Raw genomic sequence first — 24,718 nt, 5'->3', positions numbered from 1 at the left:
GTGCGACCGGCCGCAAGTCGGCTGTGCACAGCCGAATGCGACGCCGGTGAAATCCCGCTAGCGTGCCGTTCATCCGAGTGTGAGGGGGCCACCCAATTGTTCGCCGATCCGGGATTGCGTCGCGTCACCGTTCATGCCGGCACCACTGTCGTCGACCTATCTCTACCCGCAGCGGTGCCGGTCAGCAGCCTGATCCCGGCTATCGTCGACATCCTGGGCAATGCAGGCGATGTCAGTCCGGGGCCGACGGCGCAGCGATACCAGTTGTCCTGCCCGGCTGTGGGCGCCCTGCCAGCGTCAACGACACTGTCCGACAGCGATATCCGGGACGGCGCAGTCTTGGCGCTAAGCCGCTGCGCTCCCGACACCGCACCCCGCTACCTGCGCCACGACGAAGCGGAGGCGGTGTCGGAGGCACTGAATGAACCGATGCCGCCACAACACCGTTGCCACCCGCGACTCACCGGAGCGTTGGTCGCGTGCGGCCTCGCCGCCGCCGGAGCACTGGTCGTGTTTACCACCACAGTCCACGACGAGGCCCCCCACTCCGACGGCACGGTGTGCGTCGCGGCGGCGGGCGGTGTCGCTCTGCTGCTTGCTGCCGTTGCACAACGCATATATCGCGATCCGATGGCCGCACTCACATTGAGTGCCATCGCCATAACCTTCGCCGCGCTCGCCGGCCTGCTCGTGCTGCCCGGCGCGGCCGGCCTCCCGAATCTTCTGCTTGCCGCGATGGCGACGGCCGCCACCGCGGTGCTGGCGATCCGCGTATCCGGCTGCGGCGTTGTGCCATTCACCGCTGTGGCATGCTGTGCCTTGGTTGTCGCCATCGCCACCCTGGCCGGCGTGATCGGCTCGGCGCCAGCCTATGTCGTTGGCTCGTCGGCGGCACTGGCGTCGTTGGGTCTGCTGCAGCTGTCCACCCGGATCGCGATCGTGTTGGCGGGCTTGTCGCCCAGGCTGCCGGCGCTGGACTCGGATGAAGTCGATGCGGCGCCGACGACGGATTCGTTGGCCGCCAAGGCGATCCGCTCCCGCGACTGGCTTACCGGTATGCAAGCCGCGTTCTCGTCATCAGCCACGATCGGCGCCCTGTTGGCCACCCTGACCAGCCGTCGCGGCATCGCTGTTGCCGTCGTCGCTGGTGCTGTTCTGCTGTTGAGCGCACGTTCTACCGCCGACGGAAGAGGAAAGCTGGTGTATGTAGTCAGTGGAAGCGTCACCATCGCAGCCACATTCGCCGCCGCTTCGGTTCGCCTGCAGGTGCCCGAGCCGTGGATCGCGACGCTGGTTGCCACATCGGTTGCCGCGGCAATGTACCTGGCATTCGTCGCTCCCGCCGTGCCGATTTCGCCCCTTGCGCGGCGGGGTATCGATGCGCTGGAATTGGCGGCCCTGGTTGCCATGACTCCGCTGGCCTGCTGGACATGTGGTGTGTTCCGCGCCGTTGGGAACCTCGACCTGCTATGAGGATCGGCGTTTCGCACGTCGGCCGGCTGCTGATCTCGGCTACCGTCGGCACGCTTGCGGTCTGCGGGATACCCTGCGCGCATGGCGTCACGCCGCCGCCGGTCGACGAAACCCGTTTGCCCGCAGCGGCACCGCCCGCCCCGCCGAGACCCACCGTGCAGCGAGAGATATGCGCGGTCGCCACCGCCGAGGCTCGGCGGGCCGACCTCCCCGCCCAGCTGGCAGACCTTGATCTGCCCCGGATCTGGCGGCTCACCCGCGGCGCGGGCCAACGGATTGCCGTCATCGACACCGGTGTCTCACGGCACCGCCGACTCCCACGTCTGGTGGCGGGCGGTGACTACGTCTTCACCGGGGACGGTACCCAGGATTGCGATGCACACGGGACGATCGTCGCCGGAATCATCGCTGCTGCAGAAGATTCCGATCAGGACAAGTTCAGCGGGGTGGCGCCTGAGGCCACCGTGATCAGCATCCGCCAGTCCAGCGTGAAGTTCGCACCCGTCGACGAACGCTCCAGCGGCGGGGTCGGCGACGTTGCCACCATGGCGCAGGCGGTACGAACGGCGGCCGACCTGGGCGCGTCGGTGATCAACATCTCGCCGGTCGCGTGCGTTCCGGCCAGCGCCGCACTCGACGACCGCGCCTTGGGCGCGGCCCTGGCCTATGCGGTCGATGTCAAGAATGCGGTGATTGTGTCCGCGGCCGGGAGTACCGAGCAGTGTGCACCGCAGCGTCTGGACGCATCCTCGGACACCGCTGAGCTGGCGGTAAGTCCGGCGTGGTACGACGACTACGTGTTGACCGTCGGTTCGGTGGACGCCGACGGCGCGCCCTCGGCCTTCACCGTTGCCGGCCCCTGGGTCGACGTCGCCGCCACCGGCGAGAACGTGACCTCGCTGAACCCGATCGGCGACGGAATCGCGAACAGCCTCGACAGTCACCACGGTGCAACGCCACTCGCCGGCACCGGCTATGCCGCACCCGTCGTCAGCGGACTGGCCGGCCTGATTCGGGCCCGGTTTCCGGCCTTGACCGCACGGCAGGTGATGGCGCGCATCAAGTCGACGGCCCACCATCCACCCGGTGGGTGGAACCCGATCGTGGGCAACGGAATCGTCGATGCCCTGGCCGCCATCAGCACCGAGTCGGCGCCACCGACAGTCACCGCCACCACCGGCCGGGAAACCGGACCGGTGCCCATCACGGCACCGGCCAGGTCCCCATCCGCCGATCGCCGCGCCCGCGACGCCGCGGTGCACGGATCGGTCGTCTGCTTGGTTGTCTTGGTGGCGGCGGCAGGCTCGTGGGCTGCGCGGGGCAGCGCGCGCCGGTCACGGCGCCGGGGCCGGCCCGGCCCAGACGGCGTCGTGGGCCACTGACGCCGTAGTCCTACTCAGCTCGGGTCCAGACGGCAGCGTCGCCAACATCGGCCACGGAGCCGGGACCGCATCGGCCAGCCCGAGGTCGTGGGCCGCGTCGTCGTCGTGAATCGGGAACCGCACACCGGTTTCGGTAACGAGGTAGCGCCAGCCCGCCCGGGCACCGTCCCCGGAAAGGCTGTGCGAAATCACGTACGCGTTGCGCCCGTGCGGCAGGTAGATCCCGTCCAGCGCGGGCCCGGGGCCGTCTGCCTGTGCCATCGTCACCGCTGCCTGCCCATCGGGCACCGGCAGGCCGTCGCCGGCCAGCAATGCGGTATCGGGGTGGCCGGATCTCCCTGTGTTCCAGCCCACGCACAGGGTGGCATCGTGGTCATCCAACGGTGTTGGCGCAGCGTCGGGAAGCGCGGGGCCGGGCAGGGTGGTCACGATGGGAGCGGCGCGGATCACATCGGGTGCCACCGTGATGACGTCGGGGGATCCGTGCGAGTCGCTGAAGCGCAGCAGATCAGCGGTGACCCGACCGATCCGCTGTAATCCGGCCTCGAGCACCACGTAGAACTCGTCACCTTCGCTACGTGTGATTCTGAGCACATTGCCGACGGTAAATCGAGCCAGCCCGGCCACACCCCGCCGGCCCGCATGTTTGATCCGTGGAACCGTCAGCGACGGTGCCTCCGGGAGCGCATCGAGCAAAGACTTCGAAACGCGGCGTGGTGTCGCGCCCTCCAGCCTCAGCGCCCGTACCACCGCGGGATCGGTCAGATCCGCCACCGCCCGGTGCCCCCCAACCAGCAGATACGTCGGCGCGCCGGGTCCCGCCGCGACCAGCACCGACTGCTCGGCCGCCAGACGCCGAACGGATGACTCTGCGGTAGGTCCCACTACCACGATGGTGGACGCTGCGTGGTCGGAATCGCAGATGGTCCACTTCGACTCATCCACGGCGAGCGACTGGCCGACAAGTTGTGGCGCCCCGGGAATCCCCAGTAAAGGACCACGTTTTGCGTGCCGCAGATCTGCCTGGCGCACCGGGCGAGGACTGGCGTTGGTGGCCGTGATCAGCCGCGCCGAGGCCAGGTTGAGCACGGGGTGCCAGGTATCGCCGACGCGCACATAGAGCGCTCCGGATTCGCGGGCCATCGCTATCTGGGTGTTGCTCAGCTGCGGCTGCGGCCGCAGCACAGCAACGATTGCGCACCCCGCCACCGCAATCGTCGTCAGCACACAGCCGAACATCAACGCCATCCTGGGCGCCCACAACAATCCGCCGCCCCGGTGCGGATCACGGTGCAGCAACGCGGCCTCCAGGCGCCGCACGACAAAGCGATGAGCGCTGACCTGCAGCCCCAGATCCCCCGAATTCATCCCCACACGCTAGGCGGTGAACAGGACATTCATCACAATTCATGCACAGGCTGGCAGGTTTTACCGCCGCCGGTAGTGGGTAAAATTCGGGCGTGAACAAGCACCCCTTGGCCCTACTGGCCGGCGCTCTGGTCACCGCGACTGGCCTGGTCATTGCGCCGGGCGTGGTGGGAAATGCCATTCCGTCCGCGTCGGCGACGGATTGCCCCGACGCTGAGGTCACGTTTGCGCGCGGAACCAGCGAGCCACCCGGCATCGGCCGTGTCGGCGAGGCCTTCGTCGACTCGTTGCGCCAGCAGACCGGGAAGAACATTGGCGTGTACGCGGTGAATTATGCCGCCAGCCGGCTGCAACTGCACACCGGCGACGGAGCCAACGACGTCATTTCCCACGTCAAGTCCATGGCCTCGTCGTGCCCCAACACCAAGCTGGTCCTGGGCGGCTATTCCCAGGGTGCCGACGTGATCGACATTGTGGCCGGGGTGCCGTTGGCCGGCATCAGCTTCGGAAGCCCCCTGCCGCCTCAATACGCCGACAACATCGCGGCGGTTGCCGTTTTCGGCAACGTGGCGAACCGCTCCGGTGGATCGCTGACCACGCAAAGCGCGTTGTTGGGTGCCAAGGCCATCGACCTGTGCAATCCCAGCGACCCGATCTGTCACGCGGGCCCCGGTAACGAGTGGAGCGGACACACCGAGGGTTACGTGCCTACCTACACCACCCAGGCGGCGAGCTTTGTCGCGGCCAGGCTGTTGGCCTCCTCGATGTCACCAGTGCTTCAGCTACCCGGCCCCGTCCCGCAGGCGCCCGGCCCGGCCCCGCAGGCGCCAGGTCCGGCCAGCCAGGCACCCGGAGCACCCGGGATGCCCGGAACGCTGGTGCGGGAAACGGCCGCCGTCGCCTAGGTTTACTGAACCACTGTCAACAAGCCCGTAAAATCGCGTCATGCGGCTAATCCCCTTTGACGCACGGGCGCGAACGCGTTCGGATCACCGGCGAAGACTGCGGAAAAAACTCGCCCAGCGCTGCGCGCTCCTGATGGCCGCCGCAACCACGGCGGCCGCGTTGTTGCTCGCCTCCCCCGCAGTGCCCGACGCGGCGGCGTCCTGCCCGGACGTCGAGGTGGTGTTCGCCCGAGGAACCGGCGAGCCGCCAGGGCTGGGCCGGGTGGGTAACGCGCTGGTCGCTTCGATACGCCAGCAGACCGGGAGGAGCGTCGGCGCGTATGGGGTGAATTATCCGGCCAACAAGGACTTCCTGGCCGCCGCAGACGGCGCCAACGACGCCAGCGATCAGATCCAGCAAATCGCGAACGACTGTCCCGACAGCAAAATTGTGCTCGGCGGATACTCCCAGGGCGCGGCGGTGATCGACATCGTTACGGCCGCGCCGTTGCCGGGCCTGGGCTTCACCCAGCCACTGCCGGCCGAAGCCGCAGCGCATGTCGCCGCGGTCACCCTTTTCGGCAACCCATCCGGCCGGGCGGGCGGGTTGATGACCGCTTTGAGTCCACACTTCGGCGGCAAGATCCTCAACCTGTGCAACCCGGGCGACCCGATCTGCTCGGACGGCAACCAGTGGAAGGCACACACCGGCTACGTGCCGGCAATGACCAACGAAGCGGCCAGTTTCGTTGCGGGCCGGATCTAGCCGCACGGTCCTCAAGGCAGCCCCCACGACCCATGTTGTGAGGCTGCTGGGCAACTTCTGCCATATCCCTGTAGTCGGCGGCTTCAAGTGGCACGCGGCCCAGTACCGGGTTAGGATCTCGCTGGATCTTAACGTCGTTGCGCGAACGGGTTGACGTTAAGCCACTTTCATGTTTTCCACGAGGGCACGTTTTCGACGAAGGCACGCTTTCCATCAAGGTAAGTGCACGGCACGCCGTGGAAATTCTGGTTGCTGTTAGCCGGTGAGCGCACTCAGGAGGTTCGATGCTGGGTACCGATGTCGACTCAATGCGCTCGGTCCCAACCGCTTTGGAGCAGACAGCGGCCACCAGGGAGACACTGGAAGACTACACGCTGCGCTTCGCGCCACGCAGTTACCGAAGGTGGTCTCCCGCAGTGGTGGGAATCTCGGCTCTCGGCGGGATCGCCTATCTGGCAGACTTCGCCATCGGCGCCAATGTCGGCATCACCTGGGGTACCGCCAACGCGCTGTGGGGAATAGGGATCTTCGCCGCGGTAATCTTCCTGACCGGACTGCCACTGGCTTACTACGCCGCCCGCTACAACATCGACTTGGACCTGATCACTCGCGGTAGCGGTTTTGGCTACTACGGGTCGGTGGTGACCAACGTTATCTTCGCCACCTTCACGTTCATCTTTTTCGCGCTTGAGGGCTCGATCATGGCGCAGGGTCTCAACCTGGGCCTGCACATCCCACTGTGGCTGGGCTACGCACTGTCCACGCTGTTGGTTTTTCCGCTGGTGACGTACGGCATGAAAGTTTTGTCGCAGCTGCAACTTTGGACCACCCCGCTGTGGCTGATCCTGATGGTGGCCCCGTTCGGCTACCTCGTGATCAGCCACCCCGACTCGATCGGACAGTTTTTCGCCTATGCCGGCAAAGACGGCCGCGGCGGTGTGAGTCTCGGCTCGGTGTTGTTGGCGGCCGGCGTGTGCCTGGCGTTGATCGCGCAGATTGCCGAACAGATCGATTACCTACGTTTCATGCCCCCGCGCACCCCAGAAAATTCGCGGCGCTGGTGGGCATGGATGCTGCTGGCCGGGCCGGGTTGGGTAGTCTTTGGCGCCATCAAACAGATCATCGGATTGTTCTTGGCCGTCTATCTGATTTCCAACGTCGCCGGTTCCCTCACGATCGCAAACCTGCCGGTTCACCAATTCACGCAGATCTACCGAAACTTCATGCCGCCGTGGCTGGCATTGACCCTCGCGGTGATTTTGGTGGTACTCAGCCAGATTAAAATCAATGTGACGAATGCATATTCAGGCTCCCTGGCGTGGACCAATTCGTTCACCCGCGTCACCAAGCACTACCCCGGCCGCGTCGTGTTTCTCGGAGTAAACCTGGCCATCGCGTTGGTCCTGATGGAAGCCAACATGTTCGACTTCCTCAACACGATCCTGGGCTTCTACGCCAACTGTGGCATGGCGTGGGTGGTGACGGTGGCGTCCGACATCGTGTTCAACAAGTACCTACTCGGATTGTCGCCGAAGAAACCCGAATTCCGCCGCGGCATGCTGTATGCCATCAACCCGGTCGGCTTCGGGTCAATGCTGCTGGCGGCGGGGCTGTCGATCATCGCCTTCTTCGGCGGCCTGGGCGATACGCTACGACCCTATTCACCGTTGGTGGCGATCCTCATCGCGCTGGTGATGCCGCCAATCTTGGCAATCGCCACCAGCGGCAAGTATTACCTTCGGCGCACGCACGACGGCATCGACCTGCCCATGTTCGACGAGCACGGCAACCCCGCGGCTGACCAGTTGAAGTGCCATGTTTGCCGGCACAACTTCGAACGGCCCGACATGGCGGCCTGCGAAACGCACGGCGCACACGTGTGCTCGTTGTGCCTGTCCACCGACAAGCGGGCCGATCACCTCCTAAGCGCACATCCAACACCCCACCGAAGCGACGCATAAGTCGACAATGAATCCAACGACAACCATTCATATCCAGATTCGCTCTCGTCGTTACGAACTCCGGCCCACAGTCGCGGCCCGTCTCCCAATCTCGAACTAGCTCGACCCCCCTCGACGTTGCGAGCGTCGACCCCGGCAAGCAGACGCACGCCTTTGCCCCGATCCGATGAGGAAATCGAAATATGCTCAACGATGTGGCCACGCAAGACGCCGCTGACACCGCCCCGCATCTGCATCGAGGTCTTTCCAACCGACATATTCAGTTGATCGCGATCGGCGGCGCGATCGGCACCGGCCTTTTTATGGGTTCCGGTCGGACGATCGCCCACGCCGGCCCGGCGGTGGTGGTCGTCTACGCGATCATCGGCTTCTTCGTATTCTTCGTGCTGCGCGCGATGGGCGAGTTGCTGCTGTCGAACATGAACTACAAGTCTTTCGTCGATTGCGCCGCCGACCTGCTGGGTCCGGCGGCGGGATATTTCATGGGGTGGTCGTACTGGTTTGCGTGGATTGTCGCTGCGCTGGCAGACCTGGTGGCGATTACCGGCTACGCGAAATTCTGGTGGTCTGATGTGCCACTTTGGCTACCGGCCCTACTGACTGTCGCACTCATGCTGACGATCAACCTCTTTGGTGTCAGCAACTTCGGCGAAACCGAATTCTGGTTCGCCCTGATCAAGGTCGCCGCGATCGTTGGCCTGATAGTCGTTGGGGCGATTTTGGTGGCCACTCACTTCACCTCTCCCCATGGTGATCACGCAGCGGTCCAGAATCTCTGGAACGACGGCGGGTTCTTTGCCACCGGGTTCATGGGTTTGGTGAGCGGGTTCCAGATCGCGTTTTTCGCCTACATAGGGGTGGAACTGGTCGGTGCTACCGCGGCTGAGGCGGCCGACCCGAGCAGTAGCTTGCCTCGCGCGATCAATGCGGTTCCCCTGCGGGTGGCCATCTTCTACATCGGTGCCCTGCTGGCCATCCTCGCCGTGGTTCCCTGGCGCCGGTTCGCCAGCGGTGAGTCCCCGTTCGTGACGATGTTTTCCCTGGCCGGGCTGGCCGCGGCGGCGTCCGTCGTCAACTTCGTCGTGATCACCTCGGCCGCCTCTTCGGCGAACTCTGGCGTGTTCTCCACCGGTCGCATGCTTTATGGTCTGGCCGACGAGGGCAACGCGCCGGCGCTCTTCGGACGACTGAACCGCAGCGGGGTGCCGGCGCCCGCACTGCTGCTCACCGCGGTGCTGCTGCTCACCTCCATCCCCCTGCTGTACGCGGGCGGTTCGGTGATCGGTGCCTTCACCCTCATCACGACGATCTCGTCGCTGCTGTTCATGTTCGTCTGGACGATGATCATTGTGAGCTACCTGGTCTACCGCCGCCGACACCCACAGCGTCACGCCCAGTCGCGGTACAAGATGCCCGGTGGCGTGGTGATGTGCTGGGCCATCTTCGGCTTCTTCGCCTTTGTGATCTGGACCCTTACCACCGAGACCGAAACCGCGATCGCCCTGGCGTGGTTCCCCCTGTGGTTCGTGCTCCTCGGGGCGGGTTGGCTGATCGTCCGGAGCCGCCCCGGCCATGTCGAGCAGTACCACCGGTTCCAGGCCGAAATGAACGGCACGCAGCCGCTAGATCCGCTCCCAGAAGAAGTCTAGTCACGCGGCAACGCAGGTCCCGGTGACTGGGTGATCAGTTCGCCGCAAACGCCCTCACCGGGCGCCGCGTCTCGGAAACCGCTCAATGCTCTTTGGCGCGGCGTTCCCGATAGGCCGCGACGTGTTGACGGTTTCCGCAATTGCCGGTGTCACAGAATTTCCCTGAGCGATTGCGCGAGAGATCCACCAACACCGCGTCGCAATCCGACGCGGCGCAGACCTTGAGGCGACGCAGCTCGCCGATGCGGATTAGGTCGGCTAGTGCCATGGCCATCTCGGCGCCCATCCGCTGCCAGAGCGGATCGTGCACGGACGCTAGGTGGAGGTGCCACTCCGGCATTTCCGGATGGCGGGTCAACCACGGCGCGGCATGGGTGTCGCTCAGCAGAGCGTTCACCTGACCCACCGCTTGCTCCTCGTCATCGGCGACCGACCAGATCTCGGCGAGCCGCTTCCGCAGGCGATGCACCGAAAGGAGTTCGGCGTCGTCGTGATCTCGCCTACCGGTCCAGCCGAACCCGGCCAGGTATGCGTCGAGCGCGGGCAGGTCGGCAAGCTGCTCGCCATCCACTCGGTCGCTGTTGACCAGCACACACGCCGCGCGCAGCGTGAGATCGGTGTCATGACTGAAAGGCATTTGACTCGTGACCCCCTCTCCCGATAGCGTCATGACCAAAGTTGATTTTACTCATTACACATCAAGGTGCACCGTGACCACGAATCAACTCGACGAACACGCGTCCGTCGACCATTTCCGGCTTGGCCTGCTGTTCGCCGTCGGCTCGGCGTTGGCCTTCGGCTCGTCGGGACCGTTCGCCAAGGCACTGATGGGGGCTGGCTGGAGCCCGACTGCAGCCGTCGTCGCCCGTCTCGCCGGCGGCGCGTTGGCAATGGCCGCCTTCGCGACGATCGTGCGGCCCGGTTGGATTCGCGAATCAGTCGGCCACGCGAGAACCGTCGCGCTGTACGGGGTGGTCCCGATCGCCGGAGCGCAGCTCTCCTATTACAACGCGGTCGCGCACCTGTCCGTCGGCGTTGCCCTGCTGCTGGAGTACACCTCACCGGTTCTCGTCGTCGTTTGGGTTTGGACAACCACTCGGCGCCGGCCGACCCACATGACACTGGCGGGCGTCGGCTTGGCGGTGGTCGGAATCATGCTTGTGCTCAACGTGTTCAGTGACGTCCATTTCAACCTGGTTGGCGTCGGCTGGGGGCTGGCGGCCGCAGTGTGTGCCGCGTGCTACTTCGTGATGTCGGCGAACGTCAGCAATAGTTCCGCCGATGACGAGGGCATCCACCCCGTCACACTGGCCGCAGCCGGTCTGGCAGTCGGGGCCGCCGCGGTCACCCTGCTGGGTGTCGGGGGCATCGTGCCGCTGACCTTCACCACCAGTGACACCGTGCTAGCGGGGTCGACGACGTCGTGGGTGGTGCCAGTGGTCGCGCTCGGCGTGGTCGCCACTGCGATTGCGTACACGCTCGGCATCATGGGTATCGCCCGGCTGCGCCCCCGGTTCGCGTCACTGGTCGGGCTGTCCGAGGTGTTGTTCGCTGTCCTGGCCGCGTGGGCGCTTGTGGGCGAGGCGATGACGCCGGCTCAGGCCATCGGCGGAGCCATCGTGCTGGCGGGCCTGGCGGTGGCACGCCAGGGTGACCGAAGCGAGGAGGCGGCCGACGTTACGCTGCCCGAAGGCGTGCCGATGGGCCAGCCGGCAAGGCCCCTGACCGAAACGGCAACCGACGTGGTTGACCCAGATCGACGCGGGCATGGCGAATCCGGCGGTCGACTTCCTCGCGGCTTGCCTAATCCAGCACCCGTAGACCACGGGTGACCTTGGTACGGGCCTCGAGTTCGTCGTCAGATGGATAGTCGACGCCAACGAGCGTCAACCCCTGTGGCGGCGCCGCTGCGAAGTCGCTCGACCGGCTCGTCGACTCCAATAGCGTGGCGCACCAACCGGGTTCGCGACGGTGCTCCCCGACCGCCAGCAGTGCGCCAACCACCGAGCGCACCATCGACCAGCAGAACGCGTCTGCGGTGACATGCGCCGTGATCAGTTCCCCGTCGCGGATCCAATCCAGCCGCTGCAGGTCGCGGATGGTGGTCGCCCCGTCACGGCGACGGCAGAATGCGGCAAAATTGTGCAGACCCAACAGGTCTCGAGACGCCAAGGCCATCGCATCAACGTCCAGGTCCCGAGGCCACGCGGTGACGTAGCGGGCCTGCTGCGGCTCCACACCGTAGGGCGCAGTCGATAGCCGATAGCTATAGTGCCGACGCAATGCAGAGAATCGGGCATCAAAATCGTTTGGTGCCCGAGCGATGCCGAGCACCCGGACGTCAGCGGGCAGGTAGCGGCCCAGCCGACGCACCAGGGGCAGGAATTCCGGATCACCGGGGCGGGCGGAACGCGAATAGGCGTTCGGCACCGCGTCGACAGGTATGTCCGCGTGGGCCACCTGACCGGTGGCATGCACCCCAGCGTCGGTGCGTCCGGCGGCACGCAGCCGCACCGGCACCCGGAACACGGTCGTCAACGCCTCATCTAGTACGCCGGCGACCGTCCGCTGTCCCGACTGGGTTGCCCAGCCTGCGAAATCGGTTCCGTCGTAGGCGATATCGAGCCGCAGACGAACTGCCCCGCTAATTCTCCGGGGCCTCTTCGGTGCTCGCGTCGGTGGCCTCGGCCTCGGCCTCGGTGGACTCCACCTCGGTAGGCTCGGCCTCGGTGGACTCCGCCTCGGTAGGCTCGGCCTCGGTGGACTCCGCCTCGGTGGACTCGGCCTCCTGCGGCTCGACGGTAACCTCCGGCGTGGCCGCAGCGGCCTTGGAGGCTTTCACTCGCCGCGCCCGATCAGCCTCCGAGGTCACGGTCTTCTCCCGCACCAGCTCGATCACGGCCATCGGAGCGTTGTCGCCCTTGCGCGCCTCAACCTTGATGATGCGCGTGTAGCCGCCCTCACGGTCGGCAAAGAACGGCCCGATCTCGGCGAACAGGGTGTGTACCACGTCCTTGTCACGGATCTTCTTGAGCACCTCACGCCGGTTGTGCAGCGTGCCCTTCTTGGCGTGCGTGATCAGTTTCTCCGCATACGGTCGCAATGCCCGGGCCTTCGGCTCGGTGGTCTTGATCCGGCCGTGCTCGAACAGGGACGTGGCCAGGTTGGCCAACAGCGCCTTCTGATGCGAAGACGACCCGCCGAGGCGAGGGCCCTTGGTGGGCTTGGGCATTGCAGACGCTCCTGTCTAGATCGGAAGCTTTTAGAGCTGTTCGGTTTCGGCGTAGTCCTGCTCGTCGTAAGCACCCTCGGTGGACCAGGTGCCCGTGGCGACGTCATAGCCGGCCACCTCCGACGGGTCGAAGCTCGGCGGGCTGTCCTTGAGCGACAGGCCCAACTGGTGCAGCTTGACCTTCACCTCGTCGATCGACTTCTGACCAAAGTTGCGGATATCAAGCAGATCGGACTCGGTGCGGCTCACCAGTTCGCCCACGGTGTGCACGCCCTCGCGCTTGAGGCAGTTGTAGGACCGCACGGTCAGATCCAGATCGTCGATCGGCAATGCGAACGAGGCAATGTGGTCGGCCTCGGCCGGCGACGGCCCGATCTCGATGCCTTCGGCCTCGACGTTGAGTTCACGTGCCAGCCCGAACAATTCGACCAGCGTCTTGCCCGCCGACGCCAACGCGTCACGAGGAGTGATCGAATTTTTGGTTTCCACGTCGAGGATCAACTTGTCGAAGTCGGTGCGCTGCTCGACACGGGTGGCATCCACCTTGTAGGTGACCTTGAGCACCGGCGAGTAGATCGAATCGACTGGGATACGGCCGATTTCGGCGCCCGAAGCCCGATTCTGCACCGCCGGAACATAGCCGCGGCCACGCTCGACCACGAGCTCGACCTCGAGCTTGCCCTTGTCATTGAGCGTCGCGATGCGCATGCCAGGGTTGTGCACGGTGACACCGGCGGGCGGCACGATATCGCCAGCGGTGACCTCACCGGGCCCCTGCTTGCGCAGGTACATCGTCACCGGCTCGTCCTCCTCGGAGGACACCACCAGGCTCTTGAGGTTCAAGATGATGTCCGTGACGTCTTCCTTGACTCCGGGCACCGTAGTGAACTCGTGCAATACACCGTCGATGCGGATGCTGGTGACTGCCGCCCCGGGGATCGAGGACAGCAACGTGCGGCGCAGCGAATTACCCAGCGTGTAGCCGAATCCCGGCTCCAGCGGTTCGATCACGAACTGCGACCTGCTGTCGGTGAGGACGTCCTCGGACAGTGTGGGGCGCTGTGAGATCAGCATGGTGTTTCTTCTTCTCCTTCTCGGCACCCGCTATTTGATGCCGTTAGGTGCTCCGCTGCGGCGGCCGCCGCAGCGGAAGACTGTGCGTTACTTCGAGTAGTACTCGACTATCAGCTGCTCGGTGAGCGGCACATCGATCTGGGCACGCTCGGGCAATTGGTGGATCAAGATCTGCTGGCGCTCGCCGACGACCTGTATCCAGGACGGGATGGGGCGGTCCCCGGCGGTCTCCCGCGCGATCTGGAACGGCACCGTGTTCAGCGACTTGTCCCGCACGTCGATGATGTCGTACTGCGAGACCCGGTAGCTGGGGACATTGACGTGCACGCCGTTGACGCTGAAGTGCCCGTGGCTGACCAGCTGGCGGGCCATCCGGCGGGTACGTGCCAACCCGGCGCGGTACACGACGTTGTCCAGCCGACTCTCCAGAATCCGCAGCAGTTCCTCACCGGTCTTGCCCGGTTGGCGCACGGCCTCCTCGTAGTAGCGGCGGAACTGCTTTTCCATCACGCCATAGGTGAAGCGGGCTTTCTGCTTCTCCTGCAGCTGCAGCAGATATTCGCTTTCCTTGATGCGTGCACGGCCATGCTGGCCGGGCGGGTAGGGACGCTTCTCGAAGGCCTGGTCGCCGCCGACGAGGTCGGTGCGCAACCGGCGCGACTTGCGAGTGACGGGTCCGGTGTAACGAGCCATTGGTATGTCCTCCTAGACCTAGACGCGCCGACGCTTGGGCGGGCGGACACCGTTGTGCGGCTGCGGGGTGACATCGGAGATCGCGCCGACCTCCAGGCCAGCTGCCTGCAACGACCGGATCGCGGTCTCGCGGCCCGAACCCGGCCCCTTGACGAACACGTCCACCTTGCGCACCCCATGCTCCTGGGCCTTGCGCGCGGCATTCTCCGCGGCCAGCTGCGCGGCGAACGGTGTTGACTTGCGGGATCCCTTGAAGCCGACGTGACCCGACGACGCCCAGGCGATGACGTTGCCCTGCGGGTCGGTGATCGTCACGATCGTGTTGTTGAACGTGCTCTTGATGTGCGCGGCACCGTGCGGCACATTCTTCTTTTCCCGGCGGCGAGTCTTCTGCCCCTTCTTAGCGGACGTTGCCTGCCCTTTTTTTGCTGGTGGCATCGGGGTTTACCTGGCCTTCTTCTTGCCTGCGATGGTGCGCTTGGGGCCTTTGCGGGTCCGCGCGTTGGTCTTGGTGCGCTGGCCGCGCACCGGCAGGCCGCGGCGGTGCCGCAGACCCTGGTAGCAGCCGATCTCGATCTTGCGGCGGATGTCGGCCTGCACCTCGCGGCGCAGGTCACCCTCGACCTTCAAGTTCGCTTCGATGTAGTCGCGCAGATGGGTCAGCTGATCATCGGTGAGGTCCTTGGTACGCAGGTCCTTATCGATGCCGGTGGCGGCCAAAATCTCATTCGAGCGGGTACGGCCGATGCCGAAGATGTAGGTCAGCGCGATCTCCATCCGCTTATCACGCGGCAGATCGACGCCTACTAGTCGAGCCATAGGTGGCGTTTCCTCTTGATCTCAGCGGAGGTCTTTTCCCAGTCCGTTCCCTGCCCAAAAAATCCACTTGGACACGGGGCCCGGCCTCCGTCCGGGCGTAGATGAGCTGACCCATCTCATTTGATGCCAGCCGCTCATTGGTGCTGGGAGGTCTGCATTCAGTTGTATTGGGTGGTCGGGCGGTCCGAACGGACTAACCCTGTCGTTGCTTGTGGCGCGGATCGGAGCAGATCACCATGACCCGCCCGTGCCGACGGATCACCCTGCACTTGTCACAGATCGGCTTGACGCTCGGGTTCACCTTCACGGCAGTCTCGGTCCTGTTCTTCTCTGGGCTTCTCTTTAGGTGTCGTCGCCGCTACTTGTAGCGGTACACGATGCGGCCGCGGGACAGGTCGTACGGTGACAACTCCACGACCACACGGTCCTCCGGCAAGATGCGGATGTAGTGCTGCCGCATCTTGCCACTGATGTGGGCGAGCACCTTGTGGCCATTTTCCAGCTCAATGCGGAACATCGCATTGGGCAGGGGCTCGACCACGCGACCCTCGACCTCTATGGCACCGTCCTTCTTGGCCATTACCTTGTGGCGATCCTTCTCTGTCTCGTCGGTGCACCCGGTTCGGCGCAGCACGCACTACGACTACTAAACGTGAACCGGTGGTGGAAATTCCAGGACTGGGCACGCCAGAAGCCGGCACGGACGCCGCACCGTTGGTCCACCTTACCCGCATCGCCCTTCCTCACGCAAAACCATCAGCATCGGCCTAGCACACGGCTAGGGCACCGAATAGACACGGAATAGAGCGAGGCCCCCACCGAGTTGGTCCAACCATGACCGCGTCAACCGTCAGCAAGCCCGATCTAGGCCGGTTCGGATCGTTCGGGCGGGGCGTCACCCCAGCGCAGGCCAAGCAAATCGAAGCCCTGGGCTACGGGGCGGTCTGGGTGGGCGGCTCGCCTCCCGCCGAGCTGGCCTGGGTCGAGCCCATCCTCGAGGCGACGACCACCTTGCAGGTGGCCACGGGCATCGTCAACATCTGGTCGGCGCCCGCCAAACCGGTGGCGGAGTCGTTTCACCGGATCGAGGCGGCCTATCCCGGGCGTTTCTTGCTCGGTGTCGGCGTTGGCCATCCCGAGGCGACCACCGAGTACCGCAAGCCCTACGACGCCCTGGTGGACTACCTCGACCGACTGGACGATTACGGTGTTCCGGCCAATCGCCGGGTCGTGGCGGCGCTGGGGCCGCACGTGCTGGGGCTTGCGGCGCGGCGCAGCGCCGGCGCACACCCCTACCTGACCACGCCCGAACACACCGCCCGGGCCCGCGAGCTCATCGGCCCGTCGGCGTTGCTAGCACCCGAACACAAGGTCGTACTGACCACCGATCCGGAAAAAGCGCGGGCCGTGGGCCGTAAGGCCCTCGACATCTATCTCAACCTTGCCAACTACCTCAATAGCTGGAAGCGGATGGGTTTCCGTGACGACGATGTCGCGCGTCCCGGCAGCGACCGCCTGGTCGATTCCGTGGTCGCCTACGGCACCACCGATGCCATCGCGGCACGACTGCGCGAACACCTCGACGCCGGCGCCGACCACGTCCCCGTCCAGGTTCTCACCAGAAGTGAGAACCTGGTCCAGTCACTCGCCGAACTGGCCGGGCCACTAGGGTTGGCCCGCACCTGAACTGGAAACGGGGTATCCAGACCCAATGACTGAGTCAGCATCACTGAAACCCGACCTGGGCCGGTTCGGCGTCTGGCTGGGCACCCGATCTCTCAGCCCCGAGTTGGCGGGGCAGATCGAATCGTTGGGCTACGGCGCCGCATGGATCGGTGCATCACCCGATGCGGACCTGGCGTGGGTCGAACCCGCCCTGAATAAGACCACGTCGCTGCAAATAGCCACCGGGATCGTCAACGTGTGGTCAGCACCGGCCCGCGAGGTCGCAGCGTCCTATCAACGCATCGAAAGTGCCCATCCGGGACGGTTTGTGCTGGGCATCGGGGTAGGCCACCCCGAGCACAGCCAGGAATACCGGAAGCCCTACGACGCGCTGGTGGCCTACCTGGATGACATCGACCAGGCGATGGTGCCGGACAGCCGCCGGGTGCTCGCGGCATTGGGCCCCAAGATGCTGCGCCTGGCGGCGCAACGCAGCGCCGGCGCCCACCCGTATCTGACCCCACCCGAACACACGGGTAAGGCGCGCCAACTGGTGGGCAATACGGTGTTCCTGGCGCCGGAGCACAAGGTCGTCCTCACCGAGGACGCCGCCGAAGCCCGTGCGGTCGGGCGCAAGTTCATCGACTTCTACCTAGGGCTGAGCAACTACGTGAACAACTGGCTAAAGCTGGGGTTCACCGAGGACGACGTCCGCAAGCCGGGCAGCGACAGACTGATCGACGCGCTGGTGGCCTATGGCACCCCCGAAGCCATCGTGCGACGCCTCAACGAGCACCTGGAAGCCGGCGCCGACCACGTGGCTATCCAGGTGCTCCGAGGCTCCCGCGACGAAAAGCTGGTGCCCGCACTGACCGACCTGGCAGGAGCACTTGAACTCACCCGTTAGGGTTTGACCCATGCGGCTGCTAGTCACCGGTGGAGCCGGCTTCATCGGCGCCAACTTCGTGCACAGCACCCTGCGTGAATATCCCGCCGACGCAGTGACGGTGCTGGACGCCATGACCTACGCGGGCCGGCGCGAGTCGCTGGCCGATGTCGAGGGTGCCATCCGGCTGGTGGAGGGGGACATCACCGACGCCGAGCTGGTTTCGACGTTGGTTGCCGAATCCGATGCGGTGGTTCACTTCGCGGCCGAGTCTCACGTCGACAACGCACTGGATGACCCGAATCCGTTCGTGCGCACCAACGTGATTGGGACCTTCACCATCCTGGAGGCGGTACGGCGCCACGACGTGCGGCTCCACCACATCTCCACCGACGAGGTCTACGGCGAGTTGGAACTCGACCACCGCCAGCGGTTCACCGAGTCGACGCCCTATAACCCGTCGAGTCCCTACTCAGCGACCAAGGCCGGCGCAGACATGCTGGTCCGAGCCTGGGTGAGGTCCTACGGCGTGCGCGCAACCATCTCGAACTGCTCGAACAACTACGGTCCGTATCAGCACATCGAGAAGTTCATTCCGCGCCAGATCACCAACGTGCTCACTGGCCGGCGCCCCAAGCTCTACGGCAGCGGAGCCAACGTCCGTGACTGGATCCACGTCGACGACCACAACAGCGCGGTCCGGCGCATCTTGGAGAAAGGCCAGCTCGGGCGAACCTACCTGATCAGTTCCGAAGGCGAGCGCGACAATCTGACCGTGCTCCGCACGCTGCTGCGAATAATGGGTCGCGATCCCGACGATTTCGACCACGTCGTGGACCGCGTCGGGCATGACCTGCGTTACGCGATCGACCCATCCTTGCTCTACGACGAATTAGGCTGGGCACCAAAGCACACCGACTTCGACGAGGGATTGCGCGCCACCATCGAGTGGTACCGGGACAACGAATCCTGGTGGCGTCCATTGAAAGATGCCGCGGAGGCACGCTACGAAGAGCGCGGCCAGTGAGATGAAAGTACGCGAGCTCAGCGTTCCCGGCACCTGGGAGATCACCCCAACGATCCTCAAGGATTCTCGAGGAATGTTTTTCGAATGGCTCACTCAGCGCGGGTTTATCGGATTCACGGGCCACCGATTCGACGTGCGACAAGCCAACTGCTCGGTGTCATCGTTAGGCGTGGTTCGCGGCCTACATTTCGCTCAACTGCCGCCGAGCCAGGCCAAGTATGTGACCTGCGTGACTGGCTCAATATTTGATGTTGTCGTCGATATTCGTTTGGGCTCACCAACATTCGGCCGCTGGGACGCAGTTATGCTAGATGCCCGGGATCGACGTTCGGTTTATATCTCCGAGGGCCTCGCACATGGTTTCCTTGCACTGGAAGACAATTCGACTGTGATGTATCTGTGCTCGGCGGAATATGACCCGGAGCGAGAACACGCCATTTGCGCCACGGATCCGGCGCTGGCGATCGACTGGCCGCTGGTCAACGGCGCGGCGCCCAGGCTCTCCGACCGTGATGCCGCAGCCCCCAGCTTCGACGAAGTGCGCGCGTCCGGCATCTTGCCAACCTGGGAAGAGACCCGCCAGTTTATTGACGCCCTGCGCGATAGCTAGCAGACATCTGTACGGCCGCGAATCGAGCGTTCATACTGCTTCAACAGACCTACCCGAAGGAGAATGTCGTGACGCGTGAATTGCTCATCGCGTTGGGCGCGGCAGCCCTGGTTGGCGGCGCTGCCGGGTGCTCCAACGAGACCAAGTCGTCCGAGCCCTCGTCGAGCACATCGAGTAGTTCCGCTGACCCGTCCGCGTCGAGCACCACCCCCGCCGCGGCCGGTGAAACGCGGGTCATCATCGGCGGCCAACCGCAAAACGTCAGCGGCCCGGTGGTGTGCGCGACCAACGAGGGACGGTTTTCCATCGCGGTCGGCGACATGGTCACCGGCGTGATCGTCGGCCTGGAACAGGATGCATCGGTGGTCCATACCGCTGGGCTCGGCACGGTCGACGGTGTGGTCATGAGCTTCACCGAGGGCGCCCCCGGCAACACCGCCACGGCGACCAAGAATGGCAGTAGCTACCAGATCAAGGGCACCGCGACCGGCGTTGATAACGCGGGGCAGCAGGTCAGCAAGGCCTTCGAAGTCGACGCCACCTGCCCCTAGGCCGCCGGGAGATCAGCGGATCGGGTAACCGGGCGCCGTCGCGCGGGCGCACCTCTGCGGCGTCAAACCGAGCCCGGGCCGGGCTTGTTATCCCGATATGGCCCGCGGACAACACACGCAGGGTCTTTCGGCCGGTGGAAGGGCACCAACGGTCGAGCAGCGGGAAGTGGTGCGCGAGATCGGCTCGGCGAGCAAACCGTGCGGGCGATTGACAAATCAGTCTGCAGTTGGCGGGTGGCCAATTCGTGTCGATCGTCGGGCCCTCGGGGGCGGGCAAGAGCACGTTGCTACGCCTGCTCGGCGCGTTGGACTCCCCCGATTCTGGGTCCATCGTTTTCGACGGTGCGGGCATCGACCGCCTCAGCGAAGACCAACAGTCCGAGTTTCGGCATCGTCACGTGGGATTCGTATTTCAATTCTTCAACCTGCCGCCGACCCTGTCGGTGCGGGAGAACGCCCTTGCGCATCCGCGACCACAGTTACTAGGATATGCAAGTATTCTCCCAGAATTGACGACCTCCACGGGAAAGCCATGACCACACAAATTCCGCATTTCATTGATGGACACCGCACCCCGGGCCAGTCGGCCCGCACCGCCGACGTCCTCGACCCCAACACCGGCCAGGTCCAGGCGAAGGTGGCCATGGCGGCACAGGCCGACATCGACGCCGCGGTCGCAGGCGCCGCAAAAGCCCAAATAGGTTGGGCGGCTTGGAATCCACAGCGTCGCGCGCGGGTGCTGATGCGATTCATCGAGTTGGTCAACGACAACACGGACGAGCTCGCCGAGCTGCTGTCCCGTGAGCACGGCAAGACGCTGCCGGACGCTCGCGGTGACATCCAGCGCGGCATCGAGGTGATCGAGTTCTGCATCGGCATCCCCCACCTGCTCAAGGGCGAATACACCGAGGGCGCCGGTCCGGGCATCGACGTGTACTCGCTGCGGCAGCCGCTCGGCGTGGTCGCGGGCATCACCCCGTTCAACTTCCCGGCGATGATCCCGCTGTGGAAAGCCGGACCCGCACTGGCATGTGGAAATGCCTTCGTCCTCAAACCCAGTGAGCGTGACCCGTCGGTTCCGCTGCGATTGGCCGAGCTCTTCGTTGAGGCGGGCCTGCCCCCCGGCGTCTTCCAAGTCGTGCACGGTGACAAGGAAGCCGTCGACGCCATCCTGAATCACCCCGACATCAAAGCGGTCGGCTTTGTTGGCAGCTCCGACATCGCCCAATACATCTACTCCGGTGCCGCGGCCACCGGCAAGCGTTCGCAATGCTTCGGCGGCGCCAAGAACCACATGATCGTGATGCCGGACGCCGACCTCGACCAGGCTGTCGACGCACTGATCGGCGCCGGATACGGCAGTGCGGGCGAACGCTGCATGGCAATCAGCGTCGCGGTGCCGGTTGGTGAACAAACAGCGGATCGGCTGCGCGCCAAACTTGTTGAACGTATCAACAACCTGCGGGTCGGGCACAGTCTGGACCCCAAGGCCGATTACGGCCCGTTGGTCACCGAGGCCGCACTCACCCGGGTACGCGACTACATCGGTCAGGGCGTCGCAACCGGCGCCGAACTGGTGATAGACGGCCGAGAGCGGGCCAGTGACGATCTGGCATTCGGTGACGCGAACCTGGAAGCGGGCTACTTCATCGGCCCGACCCTGTTCGACCACGTCACTCCCGATATGTCCATCTACACCGATGAGATCTTCGGTCCGGTGTTGTGCATGGTCCGCGCCCACGACTACGAAGAGGCGTTGCGGCTGCCCTCGGAGCACGAGTACGGCAACGGTGTCGCGGTCTTCACCCGCGACGGCGACACCGCTCGCGACTTCGTGTCCCGGGTACAGGTGGGCATGGTCGGCGTCAACGTCCCGATCCCTGTCCCGGTCGCGTATCACACCTTCGGCGGCTGGAAGCGCTCGGGCTTCGGCGACCTCAACCAACACGGCCCGACATCGATCCAGTTCTATACCAAGGTCAAGACCGTCACCTCTCGGTGGCCGTCCGGCATCAAAGACGGGGCCGAATTCGTGATCCCAACAATGAAATAAGCGCAATGTTTACGCTCAACGACGACGAACGGGTGATCACCGAGACCGCGGCCGCATTCGCGGCCAAACGACTGGCCCCGTACGCGCTGGAATGGGATGCCAGCAAGCATTTTCCGGTCGACGTGCTACGCGAAGCCGCCGAACTGGGGATGGCGGCCATTTACTGCCGTGACGACGTGGGCGGCAGCGGTCTGCGCCGGCTCGATGGGGTGCGCATCTTCGAGCAGTTGGCGATCGCCGACCCGGTCACCGCCGCCTTCCTGTCCATCCACAACATGTGTGCGTGGATGATCGACTGCTTCGGCACCGACGAACAGCGTAAGGATTGGATCCCGCGGCTGGCCACAATGGATGTCATCGCCAGCTACTGTCTCACCGAGCCCGGCGCCGGGTCGGACGCCAGCGCGTTGAGCACCCGCGCGGTCCAGCAGGGTTCAGACTATGTGCTCGACGGCGTCAAGCAGTTCATCTCCGGTGCAGGCACATCTGATGTGTACGTGGTGATGGCACGGACCGGCGGTGAGGGTCCACGTGGCATCTCCGCTTTCATCGTCGAAAATGGCACTCCGGGAATGAGTTTCGGCGCTCTCGAAGAGAAGATGGGCTGGCACGCACAACCCACTGCGCAGGTGGTGCTGGATGGGGTTCGGGTACCCGCCGACGCGATGCTCGGCGGCATCGACGGCGAAGGCGCCGGCTTTGGAATCGCGATGAGCGGACTCAACGGTGGCCGGCTCAACATCGCGGCCTGCTCGCTCGGCGGCGCCCAGGCGGCCTTTGACAAGGCCGGCGCCTATGTGCGTGATCGGCAGGCGTTCGGCACCAGCCTCCTCGACGAGCCGACCGTCCGGTTCACCTTGGCCGATATGGCCACCGCATTGCAGACATCGCGAATGTTGTTGTGGCGGGCGGCAAACGCACTGGACGAGGACGATGCCGACAAGGTCGAGCTGTGCGCGATGGCCAAACGCTACGTCACGGACACCTGCTTCGACGTCGCCGACAAGGCGCTGCAGCTCCACGGCGGCTACGGCTACCTGCGCGAGTATGGTCTCGAGAAGATCATCCGCGACCTGCGGGTCCATCGAATCCTGGAAGGGACCAACGAGATCATGCGGGTAGTCATCGGTCGTGCCGAGGCCGCACGGTTTCGCGCCAACGCTTAGGAAAGGGACCTAATGTCCAAGTCCTGCCAAATCGCGTTCTTAGGGCTCGGCAACATGGGCGCGCCGATGTCGGCGAATCTGGTTGGCGCCGGCCATACCGTGCGCGGGTTCGACCCGGTGCCCGCCGCGGCGGCGGCCGCGGCTGCGGGCGGCGCATCGGTGCACGACAGCGCCGCCGCGGCGGTGACCGGCGCCGACGTGGTCCTCACCATGCTGCCCAACGGTGAGCTGGTCAAGCGCTGTTACGCCGAGGTGCTGCCAACCGCACAACCGGGTGCGCTGTTCATCGACAGCTCGACGATCTCGGTTACCGACGCTCGCGAGGTACACGCCTTGGCCGAATCACACGGCATGGCGCAACTGGACGCACCGGTCTCCGGCGGGGTCAAGGGTGCGGCGGCTGGCACGCTGGCGTTCATGGTCGGCGGCGATGAGGCTGCCCTGCAACGGGCTCGGCCAGTGTTAGAGCCCATGGCGGGCAAGGTCATTCACTGCGGCGCGGCCGGCGCGGGCCAGGCCGCCAAGGTGTGCAACAACATGGTGTTGGCGGTGCAACAGATCGCGATCGGCGAGGCGTTCGTACTGGCCGAGAAGCTCGGGCTCGCGGCACAGTCGCTTTTCGACGTCATCACCGGTGCGACCGGCAATTGCTGGGCGGTACACACCAATTGCCCAGTGCCCGGACCGGTGCCGACATCGCCGGCCAACAACGACTTCAAGCCGGGGTTCGCCACCGCGCTGATGAACAAGGACCTGGATCTGGCGATGGACGCGGTGGCCTCGACCGGTTCATCGGCACCGCTGGGCAGCCATGCCGCCGAGATCTATGCGAAATTTGCCGCCGCCCACGCCGATAAGGACTTCAGCGCCGTGATCGAGATGCTGCGCGGCTAGTTCTCTTCCACCTTTCGGCCCAGAAATGCCGCCAGCTGATCGGCCGGTGAGCGCTGCGCCGAGCACGGCTGCTCGTCCCCAAACGGTTTGCCTGGCCCACGAAACTGGGGCACCACAAAGCCGCGGACCGCGGCGAGCTGCTCGGTCGCCAACTCGGGATCAAGGTCGCGCGACTGACCGCTGGCAACCGCGAGATCCCACGCGTGGGTCAACACGTCGCTGGTGCGCATCCCGATGAAGACCTGCCCGGGCACCTCCCCGAACGGCAGTTTGAACGGCGTCGACATGCCATCCGGCGCGGCGAAGACCTGCTGGGCGGCTGCGGCCGAGGCCCGGTGTGCCGCAACCAGGTCGCCGGGCCGAGCCGTAGGGCTATCGGTCCCGCCAGCCCATATCCCGACGTGCTCGTTGCCGCCGATAACGTGCTCGATCAGATCGCCGATCGTCCATTGCGAGCAGGGCGTTGGGCCGCCGAGCTGATCGGAGCTCACGTGAGCGAGCACGCCGGCGAACGCATCCTGGGCACGCTGGTGCGCAACAAGTGGGTCCATGATCCTGCCTCTCC

General features: G+C 65.0%; 26 protein-coding genes and 1 pseudogene. 16 read left to right on the top strand and 11 right to left on the bottom strand.

Features of this window, described 5'->3' with window-relative positions; all coding sequences use genetic code 11:
• The first annotated feature begins 96 nt into the window (after nt 1-96).
• A complete protein-coding gene (eccD, locus tag MB901379_RS04680; protein WP_158015576.1) occupies nt 97-1,473 on the top strand; it encodes a type VII secretion integral membrane protein EccD in 1,377 nt (458 codons plus the stop codon).
• Complete coding sequence (gene mycP / locus MB901379_RS04675) at nt 1,470-2,855, top strand: type VII secretion-associated serine protease mycosin (protein WP_158015575.1); 1,386 nt, start codon at nt 1,470-1,472, stop codon at nt 2,853-2,855. Before eccD ends, mycP begins: the two co-directional genes overlap by 4 nt.
• On the opposite strand, the gene eccB is transcribed toward mycP, so the two are convergent.
• Entirely contained in the window at nt 2,808-4,223 is a 1,416-nt protein-coding gene (eccB, locus tag MB901379_RS04670; RefSeq protein ID WP_158015574.1) for a type VII secretion protein EccB, read from the bottom strand. The genes mycP and eccB overlap by 48 nt on opposite strands.
• Before the next feature lie 92 nt (nt 4,224-4,315).
• Between eccB and MB901379_RS04665 the strand changes: the two genes are divergently transcribed.
• From MB901379_RS04665 to MB901379_RS04650, 4 genes are all read left to right on the top strand, one after another.
• Nucleotides 4,316-5,128 (top strand): cutinase family protein, encoded by an 813-nt coding sequence (locus MB901379_RS04665; RefSeq protein ID WP_158015573.1) that lies wholly within the window; start codon nt 4,316-4,318, stop codon nt 5,126-5,128.
• Between the two features lie 133 nt (nt 5,129-5,261).
• Nucleotides 5,262-5,873, top strand: coding sequence for a cutinase family protein (locus MB901379_RS04660; RefSeq protein WP_232021987.1), 612 nt, complete (start codon nt 5,262-5,264; stop codon nt 5,871-5,873).
• Between the two features lie 284 nt (nt 5,874-6,157).
• On the top strand, nt 6,158-7,834 hold the full coding sequence (locus MB901379_RS04655; RefSeq protein ID WP_158015571.1) for a purine-cytosine permease family protein: 1,677 nt from the start codon (nt 6,158-6,160) through the stop codon (nt 7,832-7,834).
• Between the two features lie 182 nt (nt 7,835-8,016).
• Nucleotides 8,017-9,483 (top strand): amino acid permease, encoded by a 1,467-nt coding sequence (locus tag MB901379_RS04650; protein WP_158015570.1) that lies wholly within the window; start codon nt 8,017-8,019, stop codon nt 9,481-9,483.
• Nucleotides 9,484-9,565: 82 nt separating this feature from the next.
• Here the strand turns inward: MB901379_RS04650 and MB901379_RS04645 are convergent, their stop codons facing one another.
• Nucleotides 9,566-10,120 carry a CGNR zinc finger domain-containing protein gene (locus MB901379_RS04645; protein ID WP_158015569.1) on the bottom strand — a complete coding sequence of 185 codons (555 nt, stop codon included), beginning with the start codon at nt 10,118-10,120 and terminating at the stop codon, nt 9,566-9,568.
• 73 nt (nt 10,121-10,193) lie between these two features.
• Here MB901379_RS04645 and MB901379_RS04640 point away from each other — a divergent pair, with 73 nt between their 5' ends.
• Nucleotides 10,194-11,315 carry an EamA family transporter gene (locus tag MB901379_RS04640; protein ID WP_232021986.1) on the top strand — a complete coding sequence of 374 codons (1,122 nt, stop codon included), beginning with the start codon at nt 10,194-10,196 and terminating at the stop codon, nt 11,313-11,315.
• Here MB901379_RS04640 and truA read toward each other — a convergent pair.
• From truA to infA, 8 genes are all read right to left on the bottom strand, one after another.
• Nucleotides 11,287-12,132 carry a tRNA pseudouridine(38-40) synthase TruA gene (gene truA / locus MB901379_RS04635; RefSeq protein WP_158018940.1) on the bottom strand — a complete coding sequence of 282 codons (846 nt, stop codon included), beginning with the start codon at nt 12,130-12,132 and terminating at the stop codon, nt 11,287-11,289. The two genes, MB901379_RS04640 and truA, sit on opposite strands and share 29 nt — an antisense overlap.
• Complete coding sequence (gene rplQ, locus MB901379_RS04630) at nt 12,128-12,715, bottom strand: 50S ribosomal protein L17 (protein WP_158015567.1); 588 nt, start codon at nt 12,713-12,715, stop codon at nt 12,128-12,130. The genes truA and rplQ overlap by 5 nt, the downstream gene beginning before the upstream one ends.
• A 30-nt stretch (nt 12,716-12,745) precedes the next feature.
• The gene (locus MB901379_RS04625; RefSeq protein WP_158015566.1) at nt 12,746-13,789 is read right to left on the bottom strand and encodes a DNA-directed RNA polymerase subunit alpha; all 1,044 of its coding nucleotides are present in this window, start codon (nt 13,787-13,789) and stop codon (nt 12,746-12,748) included.
• 87 nt (nt 13,790-13,876) lie between these two features.
• Nucleotides 13,877-14,482: a 30S ribosomal protein S4 gene (rpsD, locus tag MB901379_RS04620; RefSeq protein ID WP_158015565.1), complete on the bottom strand. Its 606-nt coding sequence runs from the start codon at nt 14,480-14,482 to the stop codon at nt 13,877-13,879.
• Nucleotides 14,483-14,500: 18 nt separating this feature from the next.
• A complete protein-coding gene (gene rpsK / locus MB901379_RS04615; protein ID WP_158015564.1) occupies nt 14,501-14,920 on the bottom strand; it encodes a 30S ribosomal protein S11 in 420 nt (139 codons plus the stop codon).
• Nucleotides 14,921-14,926: 6 nt separating this feature from the next.
• Complete coding sequence (rpsM, locus tag MB901379_RS04610) at nt 14,927-15,301, bottom strand: 30S ribosomal protein S13 (protein WP_036352829.1); 375 nt, start codon at nt 15,299-15,301, stop codon at nt 14,927-14,929.
• A 193-nt stretch (nt 15,302-15,494) separates the two neighbouring features.
• Entirely contained in the window at nt 15,495-15,608 is a 114-nt protein-coding gene (rpmJ, locus tag MB901379_RS04605; RefSeq protein ID WP_003879483.1) for a 50S ribosomal protein L36, read from the bottom strand.
• Nucleotides 15,609-15,659: 51 nt separating this feature from the next.
• Nucleotides 15,660-15,881, bottom strand: coding sequence for a translation initiation factor IF-1 (gene infA, locus MB901379_RS04600; RefSeq protein WP_003418601.1), 222 nt, complete (start codon nt 15,879-15,881; stop codon nt 15,660-15,662).
• A 254-nt stretch (nt 15,882-16,135) separates the two neighbouring features.
• Between infA and MB901379_RS04595 the strand changes: the two genes are divergently transcribed.
• The 9 genes and pseudogenes from MB901379_RS04595 (at nt 16,136) to mmsB (ending at nt 24,153) form a co-directional block, all read left to right on the top strand.
• On the top strand, nt 16,136-16,987 hold the full coding sequence (locus MB901379_RS04595; RefSeq protein ID WP_158015563.1) for an LLM class F420-dependent oxidoreductase: 852 nt from the start codon (nt 16,136-16,138) through the stop codon (nt 16,985-16,987).
• A 25-nt stretch (nt 16,988-17,012) separates the two neighbouring features.
• Nucleotides 17,013-17,873, top strand: a complete 861-nt coding sequence (locus MB901379_RS04590; protein ID WP_158015562.1) for an LLM class F420-dependent oxidoreductase — start codon at nt 17,013-17,015, stop codon at nt 17,871-17,873.
• 10 nt (nt 17,874-17,883) lie between these two features.
• Complete coding sequence (gene rfbB / locus MB901379_RS04585; RefSeq protein ID WP_158015561.1) at nt 17,884-18,879, top strand: dTDP-glucose 4,6-dehydratase; 996 nt, start codon at nt 17,884-17,886, stop codon at nt 18,877-18,879.
• A gap of 1 nt (nt 18,880) precedes the next feature.
• Entirely contained in the window at nt 18,881-19,489 is a 609-nt protein-coding gene (gene rfbC, locus MB901379_RS04580; RefSeq protein WP_158015560.1) for a dTDP-4-dehydrorhamnose 3,5-epimerase, read from the top strand.
• A 68-nt stretch (nt 19,490-19,557) separates the two neighbouring features.
• A complete protein-coding gene (locus tag MB901379_RS04575) occupies nt 19,558-20,040 on the top strand; it encodes a lipoprotein LpqH (RefSeq protein ID WP_158015559.1) in 483 nt (160 codons plus the stop codon).
• A gap of 97 nt (nt 20,041-20,137) precedes the next feature.
• Nucleotides 20,138-20,513: pseudogene (locus tag MB901379_RS04570) on the top strand (ATP-binding cassette domain-containing protein); the annotation flags it as partial.
• A gap of 59 nt (nt 20,514-20,572) precedes the next feature.
• The gene (locus MB901379_RS04565) at nt 20,573-22,093 is read left to right on the top strand and encodes a CoA-acylating methylmalonate-semialdehyde dehydrogenase (RefSeq protein ID WP_158015558.1); all 1,521 of its coding nucleotides are present in this window, start codon (nt 20,573-20,575) and stop codon (nt 22,091-22,093) included.
• Nucleotides 22,094-22,098: 5 nt separating this feature from the next.
• A complete protein-coding gene (locus MB901379_RS04560) occupies nt 22,099-23,259 on the top strand; it encodes an isobutyryl-CoA dehydrogenase (protein WP_158015557.1) in 1,161 nt (386 codons plus the stop codon).
• 12 nt (nt 23,260-23,271) lie between these two features.
• Nucleotides 23,272-24,153, top strand: a complete 882-nt coding sequence (mmsB, locus tag MB901379_RS04555) for a 3-hydroxyisobutyrate dehydrogenase (protein ID WP_158015556.1) — start codon at nt 23,272-23,274, stop codon at nt 24,151-24,153.
• On the opposite strand, the gene MB901379_RS04550 is transcribed toward mmsB, so the two are convergent.
• On the bottom strand, nt 24,150-24,704 hold the full coding sequence (locus tag MB901379_RS04550; RefSeq protein ID WP_158015555.1) for a TIGR03086 family metal-binding protein: 555 nt from the start codon (nt 24,702-24,704) through the stop codon (nt 24,150-24,152). The genes mmsB and MB901379_RS04550 overlap by 4 nt on opposite strands.
• Nucleotides 24,705-24,718 lie beyond the last annotated feature (14 nt).

Source organism: Mycobacterium basiliense, from assembly GCF_900292015.1.
In the GTDB taxonomy this organism is placed as follows: domain Bacteria; phylum Actinomycetota; class Actinomycetes; order Mycobacteriales; family Mycobacteriaceae; genus Mycobacterium; species Mycobacterium basiliense.
The sequence above is the reverse complement of the archived record's forward strand: the minus strand, read 5'-3'. Positions and strand labels throughout refer to the sequence as shown.